A 12,320-nucleotide genomic window follows, 5' to 3' on the forward strand; every position below is an offset into this window, starting at 1 on the left:
AAACAAAACAAAAACGATATTATATTTTTTTGCAATATACAGATTTAAAATAAAAAAGAACACTTCAGCACTCTGCCGAAATGTTCTTTTTTATTTATTCTTCTGTTTTATCTGCTTCTGGTGCTTCAATTTCAGTCTCTGTAACGACATCCACACCTTCAACTTCTTCAATAACTTCTTCTGGCTCAGGCTCTACAACTGCCATCGTCACCACTTTTGCATCTTCTTCCATTCTCATCAAACGAACACCCAAGGTTGCGCGTCCTGTTTGAGATACAGAATCTACGTTGAAACGGATAATGACACCTTTATTGGTGATCACTAAAATATCTTCATCACCACGAACTGTCGTAAGTCCTGCTAATGGACCATTTTTCGCTGTAATGTTCGCAGTCTTGATTCCTTTACCACCACGGCCCTTCACAGGGTACTCAGAGGCTTTTGTTCGCTTACCGTAACCATTTTCCGTCAACACCAGTACTTCCGTGTCAGCGTCCAGTAAAGAGGCTCCTACGACGTAATCATCTTCTCTTAGACGAATACCACGCACACCTGATGCTGTACGACCCATATCACGTACTGCCGTTTCAGCAAATGTCACAGAATAACCATTGTGCGTTCCGATAATCATGTTTTGTTCGCCATTTGTTAAGACAACATTGACTAGCTCATCATCTTCTTTTAGACCGATTGCAATCAAACCATTACTTCTAATATTAGAGAATGCTTTAACAGCGGTACGTTTAACGGTACCTTTACGCGTCGTGAAGAATAGATAATGTCCATCTTCTGCTTGTCCTTCAACAGCAATGATCGCTTGGATTTTCTCACTAGAGTCAATCCCTAACATGTTGATCACAGGGATTCCTTTAGCTGTCCTGCCGTATTCAGGAATTTCATATCCTTTGGCACGGTAAACTTTCCCGTTATTTGTAAAGAATAGTAACGTATCATGAGTTGAACAAGAAACAAGATTTTTCACGAAGTCATCATCATGAACGCCCATTCCCTGCACACCACGACCACCACGGCGTTGTGCTCTAAATTCGCTATTTGCTACGCGTTTGATGTACCCATTATTTGTTAGTGTAATAACAACTTCTGCTTCTTCGATCAAGTCTTCATCTTCTAGACTTAAAACTTCACCAACTAATAATTCAGTACGACGAGCATCGCCATATTTGTCACGAATATCACCTAATTCCGTTTTAATGATCTCAATAACACGTTCTGGACGAGCTAAGATATCATTTAAATCAGCAATAAATTTCAATAACTCTTGGTATTCGTTCTCAATTTTATCTCGTTCCAAACCAGTTAAACGACGAAGACGCATGTCTAAAATCGCTTGAGCTTGACGATCTGAAAATTCAAAACGTTCGATCAATGAAGATTTCGCTTCATCATCTGAGTTCGAACCACGGATGATTGCAATGATCTCATCGATGTGGTCTAAAGCAATCCGTAACCCTTCTAAAATATGAGCACGAGCTTCAGCTTTTTTCTTATCGAATTCAGTACGACGCGTAATAACTTCTTTTTGATGTTCCACATAATTTTCAAGAATTTCTTTTAAACTTAAAATTTTTGGAACGCCTTTTTCAATCGCTAACATATTAAAACCAAAAGAAGTTTGCAAAGCTGTCATTTTATATAAATTATTCAAAATAACAGAAGCACTCACATCACGACGAACATCAATTACAATCCGCATCCCCTCACGAGAAGATTCATCACGTAAATCCGTGATTCCTTCAATCCGTTTTTCACGGTGCAATTCTGAAATTCGTTCGATCAATTTCGCTTTGTTGACCATGTATGGTAATTCAGAAACTAAGATACGTTCTTTTCCATTTGGCATTTCTGTGATATCTACTTTCGCACGAACAGTGATCGATCCACGTCCTGTTTCATAAGCCCGACGAATACCAGATTTACCCATGACCAAACCACCTGTTGGAAAGTCAGGACCAGGTAATACTTCCATCAATTCATTCGTTGTAACATCAGGATTTTCCATCAGCAAGCTAGTTGCTTCAATCACTTCCGCCAAGTTATGCGGTGGAATATTTGTTGCCATCCCAACAGCGATTCCTGTTGTTCCATTGACTAACAGGTTAGGGAAACGTGCGGGTAAAACATCTGGTTCTTGTTCTGAATCATCATAGTTCCCGTGAAAATCGACAGTATTTTTATTAATATCACGTAGCATTTCCAAAGCAATCTTACTCATTCTCGCTTCGGTATAACGCATTGCAGCTGCTCCATCACCATCGACAGAACCGAAGTTTCCGTGTCCATCAACTAGCATGCTACGGTAGCTAAATGGTTGCGCCATACGAACCATTGCTTCATAAATTGACGAGTCTCCATGTGGGTGATACTTACCCATTACGTCCCCAACGACACGGGCTGATTTCTTATGTGGTTTGTCAGGTGTTACACCTAGTTCATTCATCCCATATAAAATACGACGATGAACTGGTTTTAACCCATCACGAACATCTGGCAACGCACGCGCCACAATAACGCTCATCGCATAATCAATGAAGGATTCTTTCATTTCACTGGTCAGATTAACGTCTTGAATGTTCTCTTTCATTTCTTCACTCATGAATTTGTCTCCTTCTTCATTAGATATCTAGATTTTTCACGTAATGGGCATTTTCTTCAATAAATGCTCGGCGTGGTTCAACTCGGTCACCCATCAACATTTCAAAAATTTGATCGGCTTCAATCGCATCATCAACACTGACACGTGACATCAAGCGTCTTTCAGGATCCATAGTTGTTTCCCATAATTGATGGTCGTCCATTTCCCCAAGACCTTTATAACGCTGAACGCTTGGTTTAGGGCTAGCTGGTAGAGAAGCTAGGATTTGAGCTAATTCTTCTTCAGCATTTTTTCCTGGTTGAACATATGTGATATTTTTTCCTTGTTTGACCCCATATAACGGTGGTTGAGCGATATAAACATAGCCAGCTTCAACAACTGGGCGCATGAAACGATAGAACAATGTCAATAACAGCGTACGAATATGTGCACCATCGACATCGGCATCGGTCATGATCACTAGTTTGTGGTAACGCGCTTTTGATACATCAAAATCTGCACCAAAGCCTGTTCCCATTGCTGTAAATAGCGAACGGATCTCTTCATTCGCTAAAATTTTATCCATGCTGGCTTTTTCAACGTTTAGGATTTTCCCACGAATCGGTAAAATCGCTTGGAATTCACGGCTACGGCCTTGTTTTGCTGAACCGCCGGCAGAATCTCCTTCGACGATGAAGATTTCGCATTTTTCAGGATCTTTACTTGAACAATCGGCTAATTTACCTGGTAAATTACTAATTTCAAGCGCGCCTTTACGACGAGTCACTTCACGCGCTCTTTTAGCAGCCATACGAGCTTTTGAAGCAAGTAGACCTTTTTCTACGATTTGTTTCCCAACAGTTGGGTTTTCCATCAAGAATTTATTGAAATACTCAGAGAATAAACGGTCTGTAACCGTACGAACTTCTGAGTTTCCTAGTTTTGTTTTGGTTTGTCCTTCAAATTGAGGTTCTGGATGTTTGATCGAAATAACCGCAGTCAACCCTTCACGAACATCTTCCCCAGTTAAGTTATCGTCATTTTCTTTCATGATCTTTTGTTTGCGAGCATAATCATTGATCACACGTGTTAATGACGTTTTAAACCCTGATTCATGGGTTCCACCTTCATACGTATGAATATTGTTAGCAAAACTTAACAGATTTGAATGATAGCCGTCTGTATATTGCATAGACACTTCGACTGTAATATCTTGTTGTTCCCCTTCAATAAAAATGGGTTCTGGGAATAAGACATCTTTATTGGCATTTAGATGCTCAACATAGCTCTTGATCCCACCTTCATAGTGGAATTCTTTTAAAACGGGTGTTTCTTCACGTTTATCTTCAATAGAAATTTTTAATCCTCTATTCAAGAAAGCTAATTCTCTAACACGAGTTGCTAATTTATCAAAGTTAAAAATCGTCGTTTCTGTAAAAATTTCTGGGTCTGGCACAAAATGGACCGTCGTTCCATGACGATCTGTGTCTTCGATCACTTTCAAGTCATTGACGACAGCACCACGTTGAAATTCTTGATAGTACACTTTGCCATCTTTGTAAACTTTTACATCAAGCGTTGTTGACAAAGCATTAACAACTGAGGAACCTACCCCATGAAGCCCACCAGAAACTTTATATCCGCCACCGCCAAATTTCCCTCCAGCATGAAGTACAGTAAAGACTGTCTCTACCGCTGGACGTCCAGTTTTTGCTTGGATATCGACCGGAATACCTCGACCGTCATCGATAACAGTAATACTGTCATCTGGTTCAATAATTACTTGGATACTTGACGCAAATCCAGCTAAAGCTTCATCGATGGAATTATCCACGATCTCCCAAACTAAGTGGTGTAACCCTTCTGAACTCGTCGATCCTATGTACATACCAGGACGCTTACGAACTGCTTCAAGACCTTCTAATACCTGAATCTGACTGGCATCATATTCTTGGGCACGTTCTTTCATGTTTTTTTCTTCTTCTGTCATATAGATGCTTCCCTCTCTATCTCTCCCTGATGAACATGAAATATGTCTGGTTCAACAGTTAATTTATTGTTTAAATGATCCAAACTAGTTGTTGTTAAAAAAGTTTGGACCTTTCCTTCAATCGTTTCTAGCAGGTGTAATTGTCGTTCATTATCTAATTCACTCATGACGTCATCCAATAACAAAACAGGATATTCGCCTGTTTCTGAATACATTAAATCAATTTCCGCAAGCTTTACACTAAGAGCTGTGGTTCTTTGTTGTCCCTGTGAACCGTATGTCTGGACATTTTGTCCGTTTACATTAAAAATTAGGTCATCTCGGTGAGGTCCTAAAAAGGTATTCGCCTTAAATAATTCTCGTTTTCGGCTGTCAAGAAGGCTCTGTAGCAGTTGCTTTTGGATCTCTTCTAGTGAAATATGTTCTTTGTCTAATGGGATACTTGAAAAATAATCGATCGCTAATTCTTCTTTTTCATGGCTGATTTTCTTGTGCAGTAAGTTCGCCCAGTGCTCTAATTTTTGAATAAATTCGAGACGAGCAAACAAAACCTTACCGCCAAATTCTGCCAATTGTTCTGTCAAAATATCTAGATAAACAAGATCTGACTGTTTTTTTTCTGCTAATTGTTTTAAATATTGATTCCGCTGTTTCAAGACAGACTGATATTGAACCAGATCGTATAGATAAATTGGATTGACTTGACCTAATTCCATATCGATAAACTTACGACGTAATTGCGGTGAGCCTTTAACTAGCGATAAATCTTCTGGTGCAAATAAAATGACGTTCAGCTGACCGATATATGAACTTAAACGTTTTTGTTCAATATGATTGACCTTGGTCTTGCGACCTTTGTTGGAAATCATGATTTCCAACGGTACCGTTCCTGTCTTCTTTTCAATCACTCCGCTGATTCTTGCTGAATCAGAATCCCAATGAACCAATTCTTTCTCGTTACTGGTTCTGTGACTACGGGTCATCGCTAAAACATAAATACTTTCTAAAAGATTAGTCTTACCTTGTGCATTTTCTCCTAGAAAAATATTTAAGGTTTTAGGGAAATCTAAGCTCAGCCCATCATAATTACGATAATGCTGTACCTCGATTTCATTCAGTCTCATCGACTGCCTCGCCTTTTTTGACCATAAAAAAAGTACCTTCTTCAGGTATCTCGAGCATCATACCAGCATATAATTTTCTGCCGCGGCGATTCTCTAACTCCCCGTCTACGAAAACACTATTTTCAGCTAAGTACCACTTGGCAGCACCGCCACTGCTGATTACGTCAACTTCTTTTAAGACTTGACCAAGTGTCATGTAGTCAGTTTCTAAAACAATCGTCTTTTTCAAAATGCATCCCTCTTTTTTGTTTTCACTTTTACTCTTATATTATACTCTTTTTTATGTCAAAAAACAAATTTATCCTTCTAATTTTGTTTCTAAGCAATTTTGAATCTAATCGACAAAAAATATTCTGAGGATTAAAAAAGGCTTAAAATGCATTTTAAGGATAAATTTGTAAGTTGGGTCTCTCGAAATTTTTTTTCAGCAATTTTCATTTTGTTTATCATAAATAATAGTTATATGCGAAAATCATCTGAATAAAGAATTGACTTATACCGTTCGACGATATACAATGCAACTATACAGTTTAACTGTATAAAAATAACGATATAAAGGTGTATGATAAATGGATATTAAGAAAATCTTGCCTCTAACTGAAACAACTTTTTATATTATGCTATCACTGATTGAACCTTCACATGGATATGCCATCATGCAAAAAGTCGAAGAAATAAGCAATGGTCGAGTACGTATTGCGGCAGGCACAATGTATGGTGCAACAGAAAATTTATTAAAACAAAAGTTGATTTGTGAGGTCCCAGGAGAAGATAAACGGCGGCGGGTATATCAATTAACAAATACTGGTAAAGATGTTTTAAAACTTGAAGTCAAACGACTAAAAGAATTAGTAGCACTTGCTGATCAATTATTATAGGAGGACCAGATGAAAAAATTCAAATTATTTATTGATATAAAAAATGAAGAACACTACTTAAATGAAATGGCAAACAAAGGCTGGACACTAGTAAAATATAATGCATGGGGAATCTATACATTTGAAAAGACAGCCTCAAAAGTTCTGAATTATAGAATTGATTATCAACTATTCAAAAAGAAGGCTGATTATATGGCTTATCTGACCTTATTTGAAGATAGTGGTTGGCAGCATATCAGCGGCACTAAACATAGTGGGTTTCAATTTTTTTTACCCTTGAATAGTGAAAATCAAGAGCTAGATATATTTTCAGATACTTCATCAAGTAATGAACGCTATAAGCGTTTATATAATCAAGCGATGTTATGGATGGGACTAATGATTGTATACTTTTTTATCGTTCAGCCTTCTTTTGAAAATATTTCTTCTTGGTATTTAACCCCAAGTCTTTGGGAATATACTGGCCTACAACTATTTGGAATGATTCTTGTACAAACATTCTTTTTGTTACTACAGATAATGCCACTGATGTTTTTTATGTTTGGCGCTATATACTATACGATGATGGGAACCAAAGCAAAAAAACTGATCAAGAAATATGAGAATGGATAATTATTCTTATTCAGATCTTAACCCCCAAAAAAAAGAGAGTGTGAAAAACTGAATTTCAGTTTTTCACACTCTCTTTTTTCTAAATTTATTAATTTGTACGAACAGGTGTAATCAATTGAATAAAGTCTAAATCGGTTTCTGTCGGTTCTAATGTAAATGGACGGATTGCAGAAATAAACTTAACGGTAATACTCATATCGCCAAAAGCACGCAATGCATCTTTCATATAATCTGGATTGAAAGAAATTTCTAATGGGTCACCAGTTACTTTTTCATAATTTAGCGGTTCTTCCACTTTACCGATCTCTGGAGAGTTTCCGTAAAGAACAACAGAATCAGAAGCAATGGCTAAACGAACGATATTATTGCGGCCTTCATGTGACAATAAAGAGGCGCGATCGATAGCTGATAATAATTCTGGTACATAAAAATCAATTTCTGTATTAAAGCTTGTCGGAATCAAACGATTTGTATCAGGATAATTTCCTTCTAACAAACGAGAATAGAAATACATATTTTGAGTTTTGAACAGTACTTGGTTTTCCATGATACTGATTTCGACCATTTCTTCTTCATTTGTAAATGAACGAGAAAGTTCAGTCAAACTTTTTCCTGGAATGACAATATTGAAGTTTTCAGCTGCTTGTTCAATGGGAATGATTCGTTGGCTCAAACGATGTGAATCTGTCGCAACAGCTAATAATTTTTGATCTTCTAATATAAAGTGAACACCCGTCAAAATTGGACGACTTTCATGAAGAGAAACAGCAAATCCTGTTTCATTGATAATTTTTGTTAACAGGTGAACAGGCAATTGAATTTGATTTTTAGCATCAATAACTGGAAGGTGTGGATAATTATCTGCATCCAAGCCATTAACAGTAAAGTCAGCTTTTCCTGAAGTAATCGCTACTTGATTATTTTCTAGTACTTCAAGTGTGAACATTTCTTCAGGTAATTTACGAATGATTTCACCAAAGAAGCGAGCTTGTAAAACAATACTTCCTGTAGATTCAATTGTCATTTGAGCTTTTTCATCTTCTTTACTTAGAAAACTTTCAATAGAGATATCTGCATTACTACCTGTTAAGGATAAACCTTCATCCGTTAAAACAATTTTTACACCTGTTAAAATAGGGATAGTTGTTTTAGAAGAAATGGCTCTTTGAACGGTTTGTAATTCTTGTAAGAATGTATTTCTTTTTACAGTTAATTTCATAATGATAGAACTCCTTTTTAATTGATTTTAAAAGCATTAATTTTGCTAAGACAGTTTTGTATTTATATATAAATAAATAATAAAAGTAGTAGGGCTTGTTAATTCTGTGGAAAAGTCTAGAAACGAAATGAAATAGGAGTTTTCCACCTGTGTATAACTTGTGGAAAACTTTTTCCTTTTTCTCTTTTTTATCCACAGGTCAGGAATTAAGCAAGTTTTTGATTTCTCCAACTTCTTTTTGAATTGTCGGATCTTTTTCCATTAATTGCTGAATTTTTTCGTGAGCATGGATGACCGTGGTATGATCCTTTCCGCCGAACTCTGCCCCGATTTTTGGTAGAGAGTTATCTGTCATCTCTCTAGAAAGATACATCGAGATCTGTCTAGGAACAACAATGGATTTTACGCGTTTTTTGCCTTTTAAATCTTTTAATTGGATATGGTAATACTTTGCCACTTCTTCTTGGATTTGTAAAATGGATAAATGATGTTGACTGCCGACCGATTTTAAGGATTTCAAAGCATCTGCAGCAAGACTGGTTGTTATGTCTTCACCATTAATCGTAGCAAAAGCTTGAACGCGCACTAATGCACCCTCTAATTCGCGGATATTAGAATCAATCTGTCCTGCGATATAGCTTAGCGTATCATCAGGAATTTCAAGTCGTTCTGCATCCGCTTTTTTCCGCAAAATAGCAATTCGTGTTTCCAAATCTGGTGGCGTGATGTCGACAGACAGCCCCCAGGCAAAGCGAGAAACCAAACGCTCAGGCAATTTTGGAATATCGTTTGGCGGTCGATCACTTGTTAATACGATCTGTTTATTTTCATTATACAAATCATTAAACGTATGGAAAAATTCTTCTAATGTTGCTTCTTTTTCAGCTAAAAATTGAATATCATCGACTAATAGCAAATCAACATTTCGGTATTCTTTTCGGAACTGTTCTGAATTTTTGGTTTGGATAGAATTGATAAATTCATTTGTAAATGTTTCGCTGCTGACGTATTTTACTTTAGCATCTGGTCGATTTTGCAGCATTTGATGACCGATTGCATGCATCAAATGGGTTTTTCCTAGACCAACACCACCATAAAAGAATAATGGATTGTAAATAGAACCAGGATCTTCGGCTACAACTAATGCTGCAGCATGCGCCATTTGATTTCCTTTTCCAATAACGAATGTGTCAAAAGAATACTTTGGATTCAATAAAGCTTTCTTCCCATGCTCTGCAATTTTTTCTTGTGTCACAGGGGCCTTTTTTTCTTCTTGAACCGGCATCGTTTCTTTCTCACCAGTAACAACAAAATGAGGCATTACTTCAGCACCAGTCAATTTAAAGCCAGTTTCAACGATTTTTGCGGCTAAATTCTTTTCCCAATAGTCTTTATGAACAGCAGAAGGAACCTCTAACCATAATTGGTTATTTTCCAACTTTAGCGGTTGTGTTGTTTTTATCCAAGCATCAAAACTAGGTGCAGACAAAACAGATTGGTAAGTATCTTCCAGATCTCTCCAGAAACTTTCCATATCGGGCATATGGTGACCTCCTTAATATAAACGCGGAACAAGCAGCTTACCTCTGACAGAAAATAATAGGAAACGATGACGAAGGGGCTGTTTGCCTCATTCCTAGTTTATCTTCTTTCCAAAGAGTTGGCTCGTGCAGCTAGATAGATATAAAAGCATAGTGGGCTTGTTTAGTCCGTGAAGCTAGAAATTATACGTAGATCCCGCGCTGAAAAGCGCAACGAATTTGTCTAACTTAAGCAGAAATATACTTTATGGTTATTGGCACTCAGAATTTTTCTGTTTTCGGAGAAACAAGTTTATGTACCGTCGATGTAAAAATAAATTTTTCTATATAAAATAGCAGAACAACGATAAATAGATAAGCAAATAGAATTTTAGCATTTTTTTGCAACTTTTTCCACAGGCAAATTGTGAATTGTGGAAAAAAAATTCACAGAGGGTTATAAACTTATCCACAAAGCGAAAAAAAACGGTGGATTCCTTCGTCTTATTTTATTTATCCACAACAGATTCTGTAAAACAAAAGTCTATAGAATAAGCTTTTTCAAAAGTTATGCACAATTTTAAAATCGAATGTGCATAACTTTTTAACAGCCTGTTTTTTTGTGTAAAAGTATACTGAAAACTAAAAATGAAATCTCCCCACAAAAAAAACTATCCACAACTTATCCCTAACTTTTTCTGTTTTGTGGATAACTTATTTAGTGAAGAGTAAAAATTAATTCCCGAAAATTTATTGACAAAAGGACCTAATACTAGTTATACTATCAAAGTATGTCTATGTATTGATGGATAGTTACAATTTCAGGAGGTGGAACAAGAGATGAAAAGAACGTATCAACCAAACAAACGTAAACGTCAAAAAGTTCACGGTTTCCGTAAACGTATGAGCACAAAAAATGGTCGTAACGTATTAGCGAGCAGACGTCGTAAAGGCAGAAAAGTTATTTCAGCATAATCTATGTTGACTTTAAATAACGAATCAAGTTCAAACTAAGAACCCTTTATTATCTTCACAATGTATGTGCGGGGATAATAAAGGGTTCTTTTGTTGTGAATCACTACGACTGGCTTTGCCAGAGTAGATGATAAACAATACTTGGCGAACGAAGTGAGAGAAGTTACAGTACTAGTGAATCACGCCACGTCGTTTTGATTTCATCAATTTCTAATTGCTAAAGAACTGAAGGTTGAAGGAATACGATTATCTTTGCCAGAGTAGATGATAAACAATACTTGGCGAACGAAGTGAGAGAAGTTACAGTACTAGTGAATCACGCCACATCGTTTTGATTTCATCAATCTCTAATTGCTAAAGAACTGAAGGCTGAAGGAATACGATTATCTTTGCCAGAGTAGATGATAAACAATACTTGGCGAACGAAGTGAGAGAAGTTACAGTACTAGTGAATCACGCCACGTCGTTTTGATTTCATCAATTTCTAATTGCTAAAGAACTGAAGGCTGAAGGAATACGATTATCTTTGCCAGAGTAGATGATGAACAATACTTGGCGAACGAAGTGAGAGAAGTTACCCTACTAGTGAATCGCGCCACGTCGTTTTGATTTCATCGATCTCTAATTGCTAAAAAACTGAAGATAGAAGGAATACGGTTAGCTTCGCCAGAGTAAATGGTTCACACTACTTAGCAAACGAAGTGAGAGAAGTTACCCTACTAGTAGACCACCTAGATTACCAAAAAAACTAAAGCTAAAAAAGTATTACAGTAGTAATGAAAAGTATAAGGATTCACTTGTGAAAAAAATTGCGCATTCTACATGACTCCATTTTGTTTAGAATTCACCATTTTCTAAATATTGATCAACCCCAAAAAATCTCGCGATCCCATAAAATAAAGTGAAAAAAAACCAAAAAAATGATAATATATGAAATTAGAGTCATTATTGCCAAAATCTCTGGATATTTTCCCTTAATTTTGAAAAAAAATATCCGAAATATGCTATTATTATAGAGTGAGCAAAAAAGAAAGATAGAAAGAAACAAAGGGATGCCGATGAAAAAATCCTATAGAGTAAAAAAAGAAAGTGAATTTCAAGCAGTTTTTCAACACAAACAGTCTTGTGCCAATCGCAGATTTGTTGTTTACGTATTGGAAAAACCAGAACAAAAGCATTTTCGGGTTGGAATTTCCGTTGGAAAAAAAATTGGAAATGCGGTTGTCAGAAATGCTGTTAAGCGTAAAATCCGAACGTCGGTTTATCAATTAAAAGAATCGATCGATCCAACATGTGATTTTATTATTATCGCAAGACCTGGTGTTGACAAGTTAACATCTGAAGAAATTCATCGCAATTTGATCCATGTGCTAAAACTTGCAAAAATTTTGAACTAAGAGAGGAACAGT

Annotated in this window: 10 protein-coding genes; 4 read left to right on the forward strand and 6 right to left on the reverse strand. The window is 36.6% G+C overall.

Annotation, left to right across the window (positions count from 1 at the left end; translation table 11 throughout):
- Positions 1-94: 94 nt before the first annotated feature.
- Genes gyrA through yaaA form a run of 4 tightly spaced genes read right to left on the reverse strand, consistent with a single transcriptional unit; the run spans position 95 to position 5,936 of the window.
- Positions 95-2,614 (reverse strand): DNA gyrase subunit A, encoded by a 2,520-nt coding sequence (gene gyrA, locus I580_RS12465; protein WP_010770275.1) that lies wholly within the window; start codon positions 2,612-2,614, stop codon positions 95-97.
- A gap of 19 nt (positions 2,615-2,633) precedes the next feature.
- Positions 2,634-4,583 carry a DNA topoisomerase (ATP-hydrolyzing) subunit B gene (gyrB, locus tag I580_RS12470; protein ID WP_010770274.1) on the reverse strand — a complete coding sequence of 650 codons (1,950 nt, stop codon included), beginning with the start codon at positions 4,581-4,583 and terminating at the stop codon, positions 2,634-2,636.
- Entirely contained in the window at positions 4,580-5,707 is a 1,128-nt protein-coding gene (gene recF, locus I580_RS12475; protein WP_010770273.1) for a DNA replication/repair protein RecF, read from the reverse strand. The genes gyrB and recF overlap by 4 nt, the downstream gene beginning before the upstream one ends.
- Complete coding sequence (gene yaaA / locus I580_RS12480; protein WP_010770272.1) at positions 5,694-5,936, reverse strand: S4 domain-containing protein YaaA; 243 nt, start codon at positions 5,934-5,936, stop codon at positions 5,694-5,696. Before yaaA ends, recF begins: the two co-directional genes overlap by 14 nt.
- 340 nt (positions 5,937-6,276) lie before the next feature.
- Between yaaA and I580_RS12485 the strand changes: the two genes are divergently transcribed.
- Positions 6,277-6,585: a PadR family transcriptional regulator gene (locus tag I580_RS12485; RefSeq protein ID WP_010770271.1), complete on the forward strand. Its 309-nt coding sequence runs from the start codon at positions 6,277-6,279 to the stop codon at positions 6,583-6,585.
- Positions 6,586-6,594: 9 nt separating this feature from the next.
- Positions 6,595-7,197, forward strand: a complete 603-nt coding sequence (locus I580_RS12490) for a DUF2812 domain-containing protein (protein WP_010770270.1) — start codon at positions 6,595-6,597, stop codon at positions 7,195-7,197.
- Positions 7,198-7,285: 88 nt separating this feature from the next.
- Here I580_RS12490 and dnaN read toward each other — a convergent pair whose 3' ends face one another.
- Positions 7,286-8,416 (reverse strand): DNA polymerase III subunit beta, encoded by a 1,131-nt coding sequence (dnaN, locus tag I580_RS12495; RefSeq protein ID WP_010770269.1) that lies wholly within the window; start codon positions 8,414-8,416, stop codon positions 7,286-7,288.
- A 199-nt stretch (positions 8,417-8,615) separates the two neighbouring features.
- Complete coding sequence (gene dnaA, locus I580_RS12500; protein ID WP_010770268.1) at positions 8,616-9,959, reverse strand: chromosomal replication initiator protein DnaA; 1,344 nt, start codon at positions 9,957-9,959, stop codon at positions 8,616-8,618.
- Between the two features lie 817 nt (positions 9,960-10,776).
- Here dnaA and rpmH point away from each other — a divergent pair.
- Complete coding sequence (gene rpmH, locus I580_RS12505; protein WP_010762140.1) at positions 10,777-10,911, forward strand: 50S ribosomal protein L34; 135 nt, start codon at positions 10,777-10,779, stop codon at positions 10,909-10,911.
- Between the two features lie 1,058 nt (positions 10,912-11,969).
- On the forward strand, positions 11,970-12,308 hold the full coding sequence (rnpA, locus tag I580_RS12510) for a ribonuclease P protein component (protein ID WP_010770267.1): 339 nt from the start codon (positions 11,970-11,972) through the stop codon (positions 12,306-12,308).
- The last annotated feature ends 12 nt before the right edge of the window (positions 12,309-12,320 follow it).

The sequence above is a fragment of the Enterococcus caccae ATCC BAA-1240 genome, from assembly GCF_000407145.1.
In the GTDB taxonomy this organism is placed as follows: domain Bacteria; phylum Bacillota; class Bacilli; order Lactobacillales; family Enterococcaceae; genus Enterococcus_L; species Enterococcus_L caccae.